Source organism: Microvirga arvi (assembly GCF_016892765.1).
Lineage (GTDB): Bacteria > Pseudomonadota > Alphaproteobacteria > Rhizobiales > Beijerinckiaceae > Microvirga > Microvirga arvi.
Genome location: NZ_JAFEMD010000021.1, coordinates 59,631 through 76,355, shown reverse-complemented (window position 1 = coordinate 76,355; position 16,725 = coordinate 59,631). Strand labels below are relative to the sequence as shown.

Below are 16,725 nucleotides of genomic sequence, written 5' to 3'. Positions count from 1 at the left end.
GGGCAGGCGCGGGCAGGCTGTCTGGTATGACGGACTTTCGCCCATCTCAAACACAGCATTCCATTGGGAGCCGCACGTTGCCTTGCAGGGCCGCCTCCCCGTCTATGTCGACAAATTGGGAAGCATAGGCATCCGTCCTCTAGGCTATCAGGATGGTTTCGGCCCCGCAGATCAGGGTTTGTACGGGCATGATGGCGATATGCTTCATGGCGTCCAGCCTTCGGCAGAACCTGTGACGAGTATGGCATCGGCTGATGCGGGAGCCAACAAGCCAAGCGTGTTCGTCATGGGTGTCTCTAGGTCGCCCGGCGGCGCTCCGGTTCGACCGTTTAGCCAAGTCTTTGTTTCGGACGGGTATGAGGCCCAAAACCAATCGAATCTGCACTTGACCATCTACGCCGAATTCGGGGCCAATATCGACATCAGCAGCCCTCCAAACGGGGTGACGGCGCGGATGACCACGCTCGGTGGGAGCGTGCAGTACCGCCTTTCGGGCACCGAAAGCGCCTTGAACGCTTATCTGGACAGCCTAGTGCTGGATCTGCCGGACAATACAACAGATGCAACTTCTGTTTTCCGCTTCGAGATATCCGACTCGGACCCTACGCCAATTCCCGGCACCGGTCCCAATGGCGACATTTTACGAGTGTACCGCGTACCAACGAACAATGCGCCCATTGTGAGCGGGGAGAACGCTGTCGTCCCTTATTTCGCAGGGACCCCCGCCAAGCCCTTCGGCGGAATAATTGTGTCGGATGGCGACAATACATGGAGCGATGAACAGGTCACGTTGACGATCTATTTTCAGAGAACCACGGGTACTATCAACGCGGTCGAAAGGGATGGGGTGACGACGGGTTACGGCGAGGGCTCCGACGGGCTTTCTCACTACAGCTTCACGGGGACCGAAGCCGCTCTGAATGCTTATCTGGACAACCTGGAATTCACGTTGCTGAATCCATTCGGGGCCAACTTGGCATTTTACGTGACGGATTCAGGGAACCAAACGGCTGTATCCGGCAACTTCTCTGTGTTCGTGGCTCCCGCCGCAAACCCCAATCCTCCGAGCGTATCCGCATCGGGAACGACAACGTCCGCAGGCGGCGCACCCGTCACCCCTTTCGGCAACGTGACGGTGTCAGACGGCGACACGGATACGCGCGAGCCGGTGACGCTAACCATCTCGTTCGCGGACGGAAAAGGCACGATCTCCACGAACAACCTTCCTGCCGGCGTGACGGCAACCGGCCCTCACGTGAATGGCGGTACGCGGAGCTACACTTTCACGGGCACGGAAGGCACGCTGAACGCCTTTCTGGACAGCCTTACCTTTGATCCCATGGATGCGGCCGGCACTACAACCTTCTCGTTTGCGGTGACTGATCTCAGGTACACGACGCCAACAGCCGGCACGGGCAACGTGACGGTTACGACGACGAATGCCCCGCCGAGCGCCACTGCGTCGGGAACGGCGACGTCCGCCGAGGGAGTCGCGGTCAAGCCGTTCGGTGGGGTGACCGTGTCGGATGGAGACACTCCTTCCCTGGAACTGGTCACGCTGACCATCTCGTTCGAGGAAGGCAAGGGCACGATCTCGACGAGCGGCCTTCCTTCCGGGATAACGGCCACGGGGCCTCATGTGAACGGCACGGTGCGGAGCTATACGTTCACGGGCACCGAGACCGCTCTGAACGCCTTTCTGGACGACCTCGCCTTCGATCCGACCAATGTCGCCGGCGATACGGTTTTCTCGTTCGCCATAGCCGATGTCGGGCACACCACACCCACGCCCATCGACGGCACCGTGACGGTGACGACGACGATGTCGCCGGCGAACCTGCCGCCGACCATCGACGTGCCGGGCGGTCATGTCGTGACGAACACCACGAACCACTCTGACCCGGTCAACCCCTTCACGTCCGTCACGGTGGCCGATCCCAATCCCAACGACGTCCTGACCCTGAGGATCGCGTTCCTGGCCGCTCACGGGCAGCTGGGAGGAACCGACGTCGCAGGCCAGGAACTGTCTGAAGGGTGGATCGAGTATGTCTTCGAAGGAACCCAGGACCAGCTCAACACCATCCTCGACGCTTTGACCTTCGACGCGAACCCGCCGGGTGAGGTGAGTCAAGTGATCACCACGGCCTTCAGCATTCTACTGAACGATGGACAGGAGGTGGTAGGAAGCGAGGGGGTACAGGTCAGGACAGAGATCGTCGAGCCGCCTCCGGACAATGAGGCTCCGACTGTGGATGTTGCCGATGACAAGGCGGTAACCCAAGCCACCGACACGGGCCCTGCCGTCTTCGCATTCAGGGGCGTCACCATCGATGACGCGGAGAACGACACGCTGACGGTCGAGATCTCGTTCAAGGATGCCGACGGGGTTCTGCAGAGCAGGAGCGACAGCTCGATCCTTCGGGAGGACGGCACGCGGGTCCACACGTTCACCGGGACGGCAGACCAGATCAACGCCGCCATGCTGGCCACGACCTTCGATCCGACCAACCGTAACGAATTCGGCGCTCCCATCACGACGCACTTCACCATCAAGGTGAAGGATATAAACAATGACTTTGTCAGCAACGACGAAGTCAAGGTCGTCACGACGATCGTGGATAAGGCACCTGCCAACCCTGCGCCGACCGATATCTCTTTAAGCACCCGGTCCGTTCACGAGCTTTCCCGCAACGGCACGGTTGTGGGCGTTCTCGGAACCACAGACACTCCGGGTGACGAGCATACCTACTCGATCGTCGATGGCGACGGCCGATTCAAGATTGTCGGCAACCAGCTCCAGGTGGCGAACGGCTTCAGGCTCGATACCGAGCAGATGCCTGTGCATCTCGTGAGGATCAAAACCACGGACAAAGGTGGGAGAACTTTCGAAAAGGCGTTCAATATCAACATCCTTGACATGGTGCCGGAAGTAACAGCGGGCTCGGCCGACCATGACCACTTCAGAGGCGGCTTAGGGAAGGACAAGGTCGCCGGCGGCGCAGGCAACGACACGCTCGATGGCGGCGTGGGCAACGACGTTCTGACCGGCGGCAAGGGCAAGGATTTCTTCGTGTTCAGGGCACCCTTGAAGAAGAACATCGACAAGACAGACTTTTATGCGAAGGACGACACGATCTATCTCGATGATCTCATCTTCAAGAAACTGGGCAAGGCCTCCTTCAACAAGCCGATCAAGCTGAACAAGAAGTTCTTCTTTCTTGGCGAGGCCAAGGATAAGGATGACTATATCGGCTATAAGGACAAGAAGTTCTTGTATGATCCCGACGGCAACGGCGCGCTCGCGCCGATAGTGTTTGCCACGACAAACAAGAGCGGCGCGGTGACCGAGAAGGATTTCATGATCATCTGATCGTGGGACCTGCGGGTAGGTCAGCGGGACGCAACAGGCTTCCCGCAGCGGCGCCTTTTCACACCCTCGCCCCTTATCCGTGAAAAAAGGCCGAGCGCGAGACCGGCCTGTTCTCATACGACCTTGGCATCGGGGAAGCGGTTCAGGAACCGGGGCTCCTTGCCGGAGACCAGGCGGACCTGAAGGATCGTGTGTCCATTCTCGGTTGCCTGGCGGTCCAGAATCTCTGTGTTCTCGTGCAGCCAGGCGAGTCCCTGCCCATCCTCGGGCGCGACATCGACCTCGTAGGTCGGCCGCCCCATGGCCAAATGCTGCTCAATGGTAGCCAGCAACTCAGGAATGCCATCGCCGGTCAGGGCCGAGATGAGGATTGGCCGCCTCTCCTCCCCGGTTCGCTGTGAGGTGGCGGAAAGCCGCTCACGATCCTCGTTGGAGAGCAGGTCGGCCTTGTTCCAGACCTCGACGATGCGCCTGGTATCGTCCGGATCGATCCCGAGCTCCCGCAAGACCACGGCAACGTCGCCCGCCTGAGCCTCCGTCTCCCCATGGGAGACGTCGCGCACATGCAGCAGCACGTCGGCTTCGACGACATCCTCCAGGGTGGCCCGGAAGGCTGCGACCAGCATGGTCGGCAGGTCCGAGATGAAGCCGACCGTATCCGACAGAATGGCCTTCTCGCCATGAGGCAGCTCGATAGCCCGGGACGTGGGGTCGAGGGTCGCAAACAGCATGTTCTCGGCCAGGACATCGGCCTGCGTCATGCGGTTGAATAGGGTCGACTTGCCCGCATTGGTGTAGCCGACGAGGGCTATGATCGGATAGGGCACCCGCCGGCGGCTCGTCCGGTGCAGGGAGCGCGTTTTCACGACGCCTTCCAGATCCCGCTCGATCCGGTTCATGCGTTCCTGGATCAGGCGTCGGTCAGCCTCAATCTGGGTTTCGCCAGGGCCACCAAGAAAGCCGAAGCCGCCGCGCTGGCGCTCGAGGTGCGTCCACGAGCGGACCAGCCGACCCTTCTGGTAGGACAGATGCGCCAGTTCGACCTGAAGGGTGCCCTCCTTCGTCCGGGCGCGCCGACCGAAAATTTCGAGGATCAGCCCCGTCCGGTCGATGACCTTGGCACCCCAGGCTTTTTCGAGGTTGCGCTGCTGCACGGGGCTCAGCGCACAATCCATGACGACAAGCCCGACCTCCTCCGCCCGGATGAAGCCGGCCAGTTCCTCGACCTTGCCGCTTCCGATGAAGGTGGCCGGTCGTGGCGAGGACAAAGGCGCGATGAGCGAACGGGCAATGGTCAGATCAATGGCGAGGGAAAGACCCGTGATCTCGTCGAGACGCGCCTCCGGAGGGCGCGGGTTTCCCCCCTCGCCTTCAGAATCCGTGGAAATGCGCCGCTTCCGCGTCAGGTATGGCCCGACCACAAGTGTCCGAGTCCCTGCCGCAACCTCTTTTTCAGGTTCCGCAAGCTGAGCGAGACGTTCTTCCCCCGGAGTACGCCGTTCCGTCACCTCAAGCCTTCTCGCCAGCCTCGTCGATCTGATCGAACAATTGGACAGGCTGTCCTGGCATGATGGTGGAAATGGCGTGTTTGTAAACCAGTTGGGAGTGACCATCCCTGCGTAGCAGGACGCAGAAATTGTCGAACCAGGTGACAACCCCCTGAAGTTTCACTCCATTCACGAGAAAGATCGTGAGGGGTATTTTTTGCTTCCGGACATAGTTCAGAAAAGTGTCCTGAAGATTCTGCGCGCGATCGCCCGCCATTGAAGTTGCCTCGCCAGCCCATCGCCGCCGGTCTTGGCTATGGGGCCGCCTGGATATGATTGTCCGCTTTCGTGCGGTCGGTGACCGGCCTTCCTATTACAGGGCGAACAGCCGCGTTCGGCAAGGGGGGCGCAACGGTTCTACCCCCTCGGAGCGAATTTTCCCGTGGATTGGTAGGTTTTAGTTCCCGCCCCTCAGGAAGCTCCTGTCGCTCGGGAACATCGGCGAAAGGCCATCAACCACCGATGCCCAGGGATTTCAGCTTCCGGTGAAGAGCAGAGCGCTCCATTCCGATGAACTCCGCCGTTCTGGAGATGTTACCGCTGAAGCGGGCAATCTGCGCCAGGAGGTATTCACGCTCGAAGATCTCACGCGCCTCCCGAAGAGGAAGGCTCATGAGCTTTTCGCCCCCTGCCCCACCCGGCGTGCTCGGAACCAGCGCACCGATCTCCGAGGGCAGCATGTCGGCCGTGACCTCGGCATCGGGGTCGCCTGAAGTGAGGATCATCAGGCGCTCGACGTTGTTCCTCAACTGGCGCACGTTGCCGGGCCAGTCGTGCGACTGGAGCACTGCCATGGCGTCTTCCGCGATGCGACGCTTGGGCAGTCCCGTGGTCGACGAGATCTGCTCCATGAAGAACTCGATCAGCTCCGGCACATCCTCCCGGCGTTCGGCCAGGGATGGCACCCGGATCGGGATCACGCCCAGACGATGAAACAGATCCTCGCGGAATCGCCCGGCGGCGATTTCAGCCGGCAGGTCACGGCTCGACGAGGAGACGATGCGAACATCCACATGCACGCGGGTCGTCCCGCCGACGCGCTGGAAGTTCTGGTCCACCAGAACCCGCAGGATCCGGTTCTGCGTCTCCCGCGGCATGTCGGCGATTTCATCGATATAGAGGGTGCCGCCATGGGCTTCCTCCAGGGCGCCGACGCGACGCCCCCCGCCTGCACCGCTTTCCGTGCCGAAAAGTTCAGCCTCCATGGTGTCCGGTGTGATGGTCGCCGCCGAGAGCACCACGAAGGAGCCGTTGGCACGTGTAGAGAGGCTATGAATGGTCCGCGCGGTCAGTTCCTTGCCCGAGCCGGGTGAACCGGTGATCAGGATGCGGGCGTTGGTCGGCGCCGCGCGCTCGACCGCCTGGCGAAGCTGGTTGATCACGATGGACCTGCCGGCAATGCGGCTCGCCTGGACGGAGCGGGAGCGCAGGTCGCGCACCTCACGCTTCAGGCGTGAAGCCTCCAGGGCGCGCTCCGCCACCAGCACGAGTCGATCCGCCTTGAACGGTTTTTCGATGAAGTCGTAGGCGCCGGTCTTGATGGCCGAAACGGCCGTCTCGATGTTGCCATGGCCCGAGATCATCACCACAGGCAGGTCGGGGTGCTGGCTCTTGATGATCTCCAGCACCTGGAGGCCGTCCAGCCGGCTTCCCTGCAGCCAGATGTCCAGGAACACGAGGTGAGGACGCCGCGTCTCGATGGCGGCCAAAGCCTCGTCGGACGTCCCTGCGGTGCGTGTGCGGTGTCCTTCATCCTCAAGGATGCCGGCCACGAGCTCACGGATGTCGACCTCGTCGTCGACTACGAGAATATCAGCGCTCATAGGCTTGCCCTGCGAGAGTCATTTCGGCTGGAAGCGGCCGATGATGTCTCTTCCGATGCAACTTGCTTCGTCTTGGGGATCCACATGCGAACCTGTCCACCCCTTCCAGCGGGATTATCCGCGAGTTCCATTCCGCCCCCATGGTCTTCCAGAATCTTTGCGACGATCGGCAATCCCAGGCCGGTTCCCCCCTCGCGGGTCGTCATATAGGGTTCCAGAAGGCGCTGCCGTCCTTCAACCGGAAAACCCTTGCCATTGTCCGTCACGGCCAAGATCACATACTCCGGATGCGTGTCGTCCAGAAGAACAGCGATCTGCCCCTGCCCCCGTTCGGATTCGGGCACCGCCGTAATAGCCTCTGTCGCATTCTTCACGATGTTGGTGACGGCTTGGGAGACAAGCCGGCGGTCGAATGGCGCGACGAGCGATCCGGGTGGGATCTGATCGATGAACTCGATCTCGGGATGCGCGATCTTCATCATGAAGACCACCTGTCGGATCGTCTCAGCCAGATCCTCGTCGCCGATGGTCGGCTTCGGCATGCGGGCGAAGGACGAGAACTCGTCGACCATCCGCTTGATGTCATCGACCTGCCGGACGATGGTATCCGTGCATTGATCGAACACTTCCCGGTCTGTGGTGATGACCTTGCCGTACTTGCGGCGGATGCGCTCCGCGGAGAGCTGGATCGGCGTCAGGGGATTTTTGATCTCGTGGGCGATGCGGCGCGCCACATCCGCCCAGGCCGCGGTCCGCTGCGCCAGCACGAGATCCGTGATGTCGTCGAGGGTGATCACCAGGTCCCGCTTTTCGCTGCGGGTCTGCTCGCTGGTCACGCGGACGTTGATCGTTCGCTCCCTGCCCTTGCGCGCGATATGGATCTGCTGCTGCATCAGCCGCTGACGTCCATGGCTCATCTCTTCGACCAATGGAGCAACCTCCGGCAAAACCAGGTTGATAGGCTTGCCGAGCAGCTCTTCACGCGATGTTCCGAGCAGGTCCTCCGTGGACGGATTGATGATCGTGATCAGCCCCCGGGCGTTCACGCCGATAACACCGGCGGAGACACCGGCCAGAACAGCTTCCGTGAAGCGCCGCCGACGATCCATCAGCTCGCTGGCTGTGGTGAGGCCATCATGCTGACGCCGCAGCTCCGAGGTCATCTTGTTAAAGGTCTCGCCGAGATGACCGAGATCCCCCTCGCCCCGCTTGACGGGAACCTGAACGTAGAAATTGCCGGTCGCCACCTGGTCGGTTGCATGGATGAGGCGCCGGACCGGGGTGACGAGGCGGTTCGCGAAATTCAGCCCGAACCAGACCGCCGATAGCAGCACGATCAGGGCGATGAGGGCAAACATCGACGCAAAGGCGATCTGGATGCCGGCCTTCTTCTGGTCGAGCGCCTCGTAGATGGCCACGCCTGCCTCGGCCTCCTGCGGGAATTCGAAGGATCGAGGATCCACCTCGCGGGCCACGTAGAGGACACGTCCTCCATGTGCATCGAGCTTCAAGGCCGACCGGAAGATGTTGCCGCCTGCTCGCGTGAAAAGACAAAGAGCCTCCTGCGAACTCGCCTCCTGAAGATCCGCCTGCGTCAGCTGTGGGACGTTGTCGAGCTTCTTCACTTCGATCCGCTCGACGACTGTACCGTCGGGATCGACGATCATGGCGAGGGGAAAACCCAGGAAGACCGCACGAGAACTCATGAACTCCCGGAAGAGATTACGGTCAGCGTCGTAGAGAATCTTGGCGCGGTTGAGGTCCGCCGCCATCAGCTGCGTCTCGCGGGCGAGACTCCTGCACTGCAACTCACGGTAGGAGCGGGCAATGGAGACCGTATTGGTCATCAGATTCTTGAGGGTTCCCGTGAACCAGGGATCGAGGCCCCGTTCGAGAGTGACCGTCGCGACACCCGCCACCAGGATGGCCGGCAAAACGGCTACGAGGCTGAACAGGCCGACGATCCGCACATGGAGCCCGGCTGCCGCGGCCCCTGCCCTCCGCTCCCGCACCAGTTTCCGCGCCTGCCAGGCAACGATGCCGAGAAGCAGGGCGATGAGGAGACCGTTCAGCAGGAACACCCATACAACGACGTTATGCGTCGGCAGAATGGGGGTGGCGCCGGCGAGGATCAGGAACGTGGCGAGAGCCGATGCCAGGGCCGACAGGACCGCCCCGTAGCCCAGCCATCCGAGACCGCTCTGGGACGGCTCGGCTGCTTGACGTTGTGCAATGCTGTCCTGTTCGATCAAGATCGAGGCCCCGCAAAATCAGGTGCTTTGGGAACGCACCCTGTCGTGGGGTGATGCACCAACACAACACTGTGGTCAAATTATTACAGATCCGCGGAACTATGCCCGATTGGATCGCACCACCATGAGCTCCAGATCCCGCACCTTCTTGCGCAGGGTATTGCGGTTGACCCCGAGAAGCTCCGCCGCGCGGATCTGATTGCCCCTGGTAGCCGCCAGGGCGGCCCCGATCAGTGGCCCTTCGATCTCGCGCAGCACTCTGTGATACAGGCCGGGTGGAGGAAGCGTATCCCTGAACCCGGAGAAGTACTCGTTCAGGTGCCTTTCAACAGCGTCGGACAGGCCTTCGGAGGCCTGCTGCCCCCCCTGTGACGCCTTCCCGGCTGGCTGTGGGGGCAGCAGGGGTTGGGAATCGAGCTCGGAATCGATGATCGCGCCGGTGATCGTGTCCTGGGGATAGAGTGCAGCCAAGCGCCGCACCAGGTTTTCAAGCTCGCGAACATTGCCTGGCCAGCGGTAGCGCTTCAGCCGGTCCATCGCCTCCACATCGAGCTGCTTGCGTGCGAGGCCTTCCTTCTCCACCAGTACGAAGAAGTGGCGGACGAGATCCGGAATGTCTTCGACCCGCTCCCGCAGGGGCGGAATCCGCAAGGGCACCACGTTGAGTCGGAAATAGAGGTCCTCGCGGAAGAGCCCCTGCTGGATCAGGACGCGCAGGTCCTTGTTCGTGGCGGCCACGATGCGGACATTGGTCTTGATCGGCACGCGACCACCGACGGTCGTGTATTCCCCCTGTTGCAGGACGCGCAGGAGGCGGGTCTGGGCCTCCATGGGCATGTCGCCGATCTCATCGAGGAAGAGCGTTCCGCCCTCAGCCTGTTCGAACCGGCCGGTATTGCGAGCGGTCGCGCCGGTGAAGGCGCCCTTCTCGTGACCGAAAAGCTCCGACTCGATGAGCTCCCGCGGGATCGCCGCCATGTTGACGGCCACGAATGGGCCCTGCCGCCGCTTGCCGTAGTCGTGGAGCGCCTTTGCGACGAGCTCCTTGCCCGTACCGGACTCGCCTGTGATCATCACGGTCAGATCGGTCGGCATGAGCCGCGCCAGAGCCCGGTAGATCTCCTGCATCGCCTGCGAGCGGCCGACGAGCGGGATCTCCTCGTTTTCGGGTGACGGGCTCGCGCCGGAAGGCGCAGACCGCGGACGGGCAAGGGCACGGCCGACGACGGCCACCAGCTCCTTCAGGTCGAACGGCTTGGGCAGATACTCATAGGCGCCGCGCTCGGAGGCCTTGATGGCCGTCATGAAGGTGTTCTGGGCGCTCATGACGATGATCGGCAGCTCGGGGCGAACCTTCTTGATGCGGGGCAGGAGATCGAAGGCATTCTCGTCAGGCATCATCACATCCGTGATGACGAGGTCTCCCTCCCCCTGAGACACCCAGCGCCAGAGCGTAGCGGCGTTGCTCGTGGAGCGGACCTCGTATCCGGCCCGCGAGAGGGCTTGGTTGAGGACGGTCCGGATGGCGGCATCGTCATCGGCGAGAAGGATGTGTCCGCTCGGCATCGTCTAAGCCTCATAGATCGGCCCCGCGGCCGTCGTTGGCGCGGTGCATGGGTAGGAGAATTCGAAAGGTAGTCCGCCGCGGCGCCGGCTCGCATTCCACGATGCCGCCGTGGTCGCCCACGATCTTCGCGACAAGGGCGAGGCCCAGGCCGCTGCCCTGGACCTTCGTGGTCACGAAGGGATCGAAGAGATCGCTCATCAGCTCAGGCGGAATGCCGGGGCCGTTGTCCATGACGCTCAGCTCGATCGGCAGGCTCACCCGCTCCTGGGACCCGGGCACCTGGAGCCGAACGCCCGTGCGGAAGGCCGTCGAGAGAATGATCTCGCCATCCGATGCATCGATGCCAACCGCCTCGGCGGCATTCTTGACGAGGTTCAGGATGACCTGGATCAGCTGATCCCGATTGCCGAGCACCGGCGGAAGTGACGGATCATAGTTCTCGGCGAAGCGGATGTGGCGGGCAAACCCCGACTGCGCCAGGCGCTTCACGTGATCGAGCACGCCATGGATGTTGACGGGTCCCCGCTCCGCCGGCCGTTCCTCGCCAAAGACCTCCATGCGCTCCACGAGCTTCACGATACGGTCGGTCTCGTCGCAGATGAGCCGCGTCAGGAGACGGTCGTCCTCATTGGCGGATTGCTCAAGGAGTTGCGCGGCGCCGCGGATGCCGGAGAGCGGGTTCTTGATCTCGTGGGCCAGCAGTGCGCCAAGAGCCGTAATCGAACGGGCGGCCCCGCGATGGGTCAGCTGCCGGTTCATCTTGTCGGCGATGGTCCGCTCCTGCAGCATGACGATGACATTGTCGCTGTCATCGCCCAAAGGGCAGGCCGAGACATCCACGATGCGCTCGGCACCGAGGCGCGGGCTGCCGATATCCACCCGATGCTCGCTGACGCTGGAGCCTCGTTGTCGAACGTCCTCGACCAGCGCCATGACCGGAGAGCCGAAGGGCAGAAGGTCGCTCAGCTTCTGGCGCTGCATCATGCGCAGGCTCATCTCGAAGAACGACTCGGCCGCCGCATTGGCATGGACGATCCGATGCTCCGGCCCGATGGTCAGCACCGGAATCGGCAGGGCGTTCATGATCAGGTCGTTGATGGGCAGGGCCGTCATGCCGCCTCCCGCTCCCGTCGATTGTAGAGGGAGCGCAGCAGGGCGATCACAGCCCGAGGCTCCTCCGATGTGACAAGGGCCATCCGAACGCCTGGCGCAACATCGAAGCCGGATTGGACGGCCACATCCGCATAAGCTGCAAGGTGCTTGCGGGCATGGCGGAGCCCTGTCTTCTCGCCATAGAGGGACAGGAGGCCCTCGTAATGCTCGATGGCGATTGCCGTCATCTCGTCAGCAGACGGATCGGGGATCGTTCGGCCCTGAAGCGCCGCACCGATCTGGCCGACGAGCCATGGGCGCCCGACCGCCGAGCGGCCGATCATCACAGCAGCGGCACCGGAGGCGGCAAGACAGCGCCTTGCCTCCTCCAGCGAGCCGATATCCCCATTGGCGATCACCGGGATGCTGACACCCTGGACGACCGGGGCAATGGCGTTCCAATCGGCCTGCCCTTTATAGAATTGCTGCCGAGTGCGGCCATGCACCGTCACGGCTTTCACGCCGAGGGCTTCCGCCCTCCGGGCGAGTTCCGCTGCATTGATCGTGTCATGATCCCAGCCGAGCCGCATCTTGACGGTCACGGGGATGCTCGCTGCCCGCACGGTCGCCTCGATGAGGCGGGCAGCGTGGTCGAGATCGCGCATGAGCGCGGAGCCCGCATAGCCGCCGATCACCCGCTTCGCCGGACACCCCATGTTGATGTCGATGATGCGCGCCCCTGCCCCTTCGGCCACCCGGGCGGCCTCCGCCATCCAGTGGGGCTCACAGCCGGCCAGCTGGACCACGTGCGGCTCAATTCCGCTGCCCTCCGCGCGCAGCTGCGCCTCCTCTGAACCCTGAACGAGTTCGTCTGACGCCACCATCTCAGAGACGACGAGACCGGCTCCCAGGCTCTTGGCAATGCGCCGAAAGGCAACATCCGTCACCCCTGATAGAGGGGCGAGGATGGCAGCGGATCGGACCTGCACCGACCCAACGCTGAAGCCGTCTGCGCCTATTTTTTGATCAAATTCCATTGTGCCTAATCAATAGCCATTTTGAGATCGGGTGCAAGACCCCCCGTGAAGGGATTGGCCTCCTTTCCCCGTCACGGTAAGGAGAAAGCCCGTTGCGGAGAGCCTTCTTAAAATGTCAATCGCCGCCCTTATCGTTGCCGCAGGACGCGGATCAAGAGCGGGCGAAGGAGTCCCGAAGCAATACCGGCTTCTACAGGGGCAGCCTGTCCTGGCTCGAACCCTCGCCGGCTTCCTGGCCCATCCCGGAATCGGCCATACGCTCGTGGTGATCCACCCCGACGACAGAGGCCTTTATGAGGCAAGCGTCAGGTCCATTGCACCCATCTCAGCGGCACTTCTGCCATGCATCGACGGGGGCGAGACGCGGCAGGATTCGGTGCGGAACGGGCTTGAGGCCTTGAGCGATTCAGATCCCGGTCTCGTTCTCGTTCATGACGCAGCCCGCCCCTTTGTGGGCCCGCAGCTCATCGACAGAGCGATAGAGGCGGCCGGACGATGGGGCGCTGCCGTTCCGGGGGTACCTGTGACCGATACCATCAAGGTGATCGGGGGCCAATCCGAGGTGGTTTCGACACCGGACCGGGCATCGTTGAGAGCCATCCAGACGCCGCAGGCCTTCCGGTTCTCTCTGCTGCTGGACGCGCATCGCAAAGCTGCCGGGGCGAACCTCCATGAATTCACCGACGACGGAGCTCTTGCGGAATGGGCCGGGCTGCCGGTTCATGTGTTCGAGGGCGAGAGCGGCAACATCAAGCTCACCCATCCAGCCGACTTCCTGGACGCCGAGCGGCGTTTGAAAAGTGGATCAATGACTTACATAACCAAACTGGGCACCGGCTTCGACGTTCATGCCTTCGGCGAAGGTGACCATGTGTGGCTTGGCGGGATCAGGGTTTCCCACGACCGGGGCGTGGTCGCTCATTCGGACGGCGATGTAATCCTCCATGCTCTCACCGATGCGATCCTAGGGGCCCTCGCCGACGGGGACATCGGCACTCATTTCCCGCCGAGCGATCCGCAATGGCGCGGCGCCTCCTCAGACCGCTTTCTGGCGCATGCCGTAAACCTGGTGCGAGAGCGCGGCGGCACCGTCGACCATCTCGATACCACCCTGCTCTGCGAAAAGCCGCGGCTCGGGCCGTATCGGGAGGCCATGCGCCAGCGGATCGCGGAGATCGCGGGTCTGCGCCTCGATCAGATCTCGCTCAAGGCGACCACGACCGAGAAGCTCGGTTTCACCGGCCGTGGCGAGGGCATCGCCGCTCAAGCCGCCGCAACCATCCGCCTGCCGGAGAAGAACGCATGATGACTGATCTCAAGGACCGTGCGGCCTCCCTCCTCGATGCCTATCGGCACAAGGGCCTGAAGATCGCCACAGTCGAGTCCTGCACCGGAGGGCTGGTGGCCGCGCTGCTGACCGAAATCTCCGGCTCCTCGGCCGTGGTGGAGCGCGGCTTCGTCACCTATTCCAACGAGGCCAAGACGGAGCTGGTCGGTGTGCCGTCGGACCTCATCGCCGCCCATGGGGCCGTGAGTGAGCCCGTCGCCCGCGCCATGGCCGAGGGGGCGCTGGCTCATTCCTACGCCGATGTCGCGGTAGGTATCACCGGAGTGGCGGGTCCAACCGGCGGAACGGCGAAGAAGCCTGTAGGCCTCGTCCATTTCGGTCTGGCTCGAAAAGGAGCCGAGACAGTTCATCTCGAACGGCGCTATGGCGACCTGGGGCGGGAGAGCGTCCGCCGTCGGGCTGTGGAGGATGCCCTGTCGCTTCTGGAGCAGGCGATCCGCTGATCAGACCCGCGCGCTGGAGGGCACGCCGTAGATCTCGTCCGCCCGCTCCTCAAAAGCCTCCGTGAACTTGCGGAAGGCCTTGTCGAAGACACTGCCCATGAGGAGGCCGAGGGCGAAGCTCTTGAACTCGTAGTTTATGTAGAACTCCACGTCGCAGCCGGTGGGCGTCTCGCGGAAGGTCCAACGATTTTCCAGGTATTTGAACGGACCATCCACATACTCGACCGCGATTTTCCGGCGGGGATCGTCCAGAGTCACCCGCGTCGTGAAGCTTTCCTTGATGGCCTTGTAGCCCACCGACATCATGGCCACGAGGGTCTCGATCCCCTCCCCGCTCTGGACCCGCCGCATCACCCGCAGGTCCTCACAGAGGGGCAGGAACTCCGGATAGCGCTCGACATCGGCCACGAGGGCAAACATCTGAGCCGGCGTATGCTTCACGGTCCGGATGGTGCGGAAGGTCGGCATGGCTCAGGCAGCCTCTTTGAAGGTTGAAAGCTCGGCTGTCAGAGCCGGGATCTCCGATCGGGAGCGCAGCACGTAAACGCGCTGATCCGGGCGCAGACGCTCCAGCATGCGGGCGGTCTTTGAACGCATCTTGTTCGGATAGGACCAGATCGAGCGCATGAAGGACCAGTCGAAGCGCTCGACGCAGGCAGGCCCCAGGTCCGAGCGCTGTTGACCATAGTTCTTTGCAACCCGCCACAGCACGCTGCTGAGGCAGCGCCAGCGCGGCAGGTCGAGCCAGACGATTATGGTAGCTCGGGGCACGCGGATGTCGAAGGTGCTGGCATAGTTCCCTTCCATGACCCAGGTCGGGTGCGCGGCGAGCGCCTTCACGCGCTCCCGCCACTCGGGCTTCGTCGGAGTCGTCCAGCCGGGGCCGAAGTACTCATGGTCGAGATGGATCAGCGGCAGGCCAAGGCGCTCGGCGATGCGGCTCGCCAGGGTGCTCTTGCCCGCGCCCGGGCTGCCGATGACCAGAATGCGCTGCATGCCTCGTCCGGTTCGTTAGCCGAGCTTCGCGAGACGGGCCGCCTTCAGCTTGGCGAAATCCTCGCCCGCATGATGCGAGGATCGCGTCAGCGGGGTCGAGGAGACCAGGAGAAAACCCTTGGCATAGGCCGTGGTTTCATAAGCCTTGAACTCATCCGGCGTGACGAAGCGGATTACCTGATGGTGCTTCTTCGTCGGCTGCAGGTACTGGCCGATGGTCATGAAATCCACATCCGCCGAGCGCAGGTCGTCCATGAGCTGGAGCACCTCGTTCCGCTCCTCGCCAAGACCCACCATGATGCCGGACTTGGTGAAGATGGTTGGATCGAGCTCCTTCACCTGCTGCAGCAGGCGGATGGAGTGGAAATAGCGGGCGCCGGGGCGCACCTTCAGGTATTTCGACGGCACCGTCTCGAGATTGTGGTTGAACACGTCGGGCTTGGCCGCAACCACGACCTCCAACGCGCCCGGTTTCCTGAGGAAGTCGGGGGTGAGGATTTCGATGGTGGTCTTGGGCGAACGGGCGCGGATGGCATGGATGACGTCAGCAAAGTGCCGAGCGCCGCCGTCGGTTAGGTCGTCCCGATCCACGGAGGTGATGACCACATGCTCCAGGCCGAGCTTCTCTACCGCCTTGGCCACATTTTCGGGCTCGTGCGGGTCGAGCGCCTGGGGCAGGCCGGTCTTCACGTTGCAGAAGGCGCAGGCGCGGGTGCAGGTGTCGCCCATGATCATGAAAGTGGCGTGCTTCTTCTCCCAGCACTCGCCGATATTGGGGCAGCCCGCCTCCTCGCAGACCGTCACGAGCTTGTTCTCGCGCACGATTCGGTTCGTCTCGGCCCATTTTGGCGAGCCCGGAGCCTTCACGCGGATCCATTCGGGCTTGCGCTGCTGAACCGGCTGGTCCGGCCGGTGCGCCTTCTCCGGGTGGCGAGGACGCTGATCCTTGTTCAGTAGGTCGAGAACGACGGCCATGAAGCTTGAACCTTTTGGGGCGAAGGGACCCCGCCCCTTCCTGACGTGCGCCTGATTTAAGGCTTTCGGCGCTCAATCGCAAATGCTCAGAGGGCAGGGCTGCTTTTCGTTCTGGGATCTTTGTCAGCTCTCCAGCCCGGACCCGGGAGGCTCGGCACCTCAACCTGCCGCGATCACCCGTCCACGGCCGAAGGATGCTGCGCAGAATGTCAGCACAAGGACCTTCGAACCCTGCCTGAACTGATCGCGCCGATACCCGTTACTAACCTATTCAC

13 protein-coding genes are annotated in these 16,725 nt (G+C 62.6%); 3 read left to right on the top strand and 10 right to left on the bottom strand.

Annotation, left to right across the window (positions count from 1 at the left end):
• Nucleotides 1–385 precede the first annotated feature (385 nt).
• Nucleotides 386–3,370 (top strand): hypothetical protein, encoded by a 2,985-nt coding sequence (locus ILT44_RS14955; RefSeq protein ID WP_204240399.1) that lies wholly within the window; start codon nucleotides 386–388, stop codon nucleotides 3,368–3,370.
• A 113-nt stretch (nucleotides 3,371–3,483) separates the two neighbouring features.
• Here ILT44_RS14955 and hflX read toward each other — a convergent pair whose 3' ends face one another.
• The 7 genes from hflX to dusB form a co-directional block, all read right to left on the bottom strand.
• Nucleotides 3,484–4,878 (bottom strand): GTPase HflX, encoded by a 1,395-nt coding sequence (gene hflX, locus ILT44_RS14950; protein ID WP_204240398.1) that lies wholly within the window; start codon nucleotides 4,876–4,878, stop codon nucleotides 3,484–3,486.
• Between the two features lies 1 nt (nucleotide 4,879).
• Nucleotides 4,880–5,134 (bottom strand): RNA chaperone Hfq, encoded by a 255-nt coding sequence (gene hfq / locus ILT44_RS14945; protein ID WP_009491222.1) that lies wholly within the window; start codon nucleotides 5,132–5,134, stop codon nucleotides 4,880–4,882.
• A 235-nt stretch (nucleotides 5,135–5,369) separates the two neighbouring features.
• The gene (gene ntrX, locus ILT44_RS14940) at nucleotides 5,370–6,740 is read right to left on the bottom strand and encodes a nitrogen assimilation response regulator NtrX (RefSeq protein WP_204240397.1); all 1,371 of its coding nucleotides are present in this window, start codon (nucleotides 6,738–6,740) and stop codon (nucleotides 5,370–5,372) included.
• The gene (locus ILT44_RS14935) at nucleotides 6,737–8,992 is read right to left on the bottom strand and encodes a sensor histidine kinase NtrY-like (RefSeq protein WP_204240396.1); all 2,256 of its coding nucleotides are present in this window, start codon (nucleotides 8,990–8,992) and stop codon (nucleotides 6,737–6,739) included. The genes ntrX and ILT44_RS14935 overlap by 4 nt, the downstream gene beginning before the upstream one ends.
• Nucleotides 8,993–9,091: 99 nt before the next feature.
• Nucleotides 9,092–10,558 (bottom strand): nitrogen regulation protein NR(I), encoded by a 1,467-nt coding sequence (gene ntrC, locus ILT44_RS14930; protein ID WP_204240395.1) that lies wholly within the window; start codon nucleotides 10,556–10,558, stop codon nucleotides 9,092–9,094.
• Between the two features lie 10 nt (nucleotides 10,559–10,568).
• The gene (locus ILT44_RS14925) at nucleotides 10,569–11,672 is read right to left on the bottom strand and encodes a two-component system sensor histidine kinase NtrB (protein ID WP_204240394.1); all 1,104 of its coding nucleotides are present in this window, start codon (nucleotides 11,670–11,672) and stop codon (nucleotides 10,569–10,571) included.
• Nucleotides 11,669–12,688, bottom strand: a complete 1,020-nt coding sequence (gene dusB, locus ILT44_RS14920) for a tRNA dihydrouridine synthase DusB (RefSeq protein WP_204240393.1) — start codon at nucleotides 12,686–12,688, stop codon at nucleotides 11,669–11,671. The genes ILT44_RS14925 and dusB overlap by 4 nt, the downstream gene beginning before the upstream one ends.
• Nucleotides 12,689–12,800: 112 nt before the next feature.
• Between dusB and ILT44_RS14915 the strand changes: the two genes are divergently transcribed.
• Together ILT44_RS14915 and ILT44_RS14910 are read left to right on the top strand one after the other, a co-directional pair.
• Nucleotides 12,801–13,994, top strand: a complete 1,194-nt coding sequence (locus ILT44_RS14915) for a bifunctional 2-C-methyl-D-erythritol 4-phosphate cytidylyltransferase/2-C-methyl-D-erythritol 2,4-cyclodiphosphate synthase (RefSeq protein WP_204240392.1) — start codon at nucleotides 12,801–12,803, stop codon at nucleotides 13,992–13,994.
• Complete coding sequence (locus ILT44_RS14910; protein ID WP_239468257.1) at nucleotides 13,991–14,479, top strand: CinA family protein; 489 nt, start codon at nucleotides 13,991–13,993, stop codon at nucleotides 14,477–14,479. Before ILT44_RS14915 ends, ILT44_RS14910 begins: the two co-directional genes overlap by 4 nt.
• Here the strand turns inward: ILT44_RS14910 and ILT44_RS14905 are convergent, their stop codons facing one another.
• Genes ILT44_RS14905 through lipA form a run of 3 tightly spaced genes read right to left on the bottom strand, consistent with a single transcriptional unit; the run spans nucleotide 14,480 to nucleotide 16,450 of the window.
• Nucleotides 14,480–14,947 (bottom strand): type II toxin-antitoxin system RatA family toxin, encoded by a 468-nt coding sequence (locus ILT44_RS14905; RefSeq protein WP_204240391.1) that lies wholly within the window; start codon nucleotides 14,945–14,947, stop codon nucleotides 14,480–14,482.
• Nucleotides 14,948–14,950: 3 nt separating this feature from the next.
• Complete coding sequence (locus ILT44_RS14900) at nucleotides 14,951–15,475, bottom strand: AAA family ATPase (protein ID WP_204240390.1); 525 nt, start codon at nucleotides 15,473–15,475, stop codon at nucleotides 14,951–14,953.
• Between the two features lie 15 nt (nucleotides 15,476–15,490).
• Complete coding sequence (lipA, locus tag ILT44_RS14895) at nucleotides 15,491–16,450, bottom strand: lipoyl synthase (RefSeq protein ID WP_204240389.1); 960 nt, start codon at nucleotides 16,448–16,450, stop codon at nucleotides 15,491–15,493.
• Between the last annotated feature and the right edge of the window lie 275 nt (nucleotides 16,451–16,725).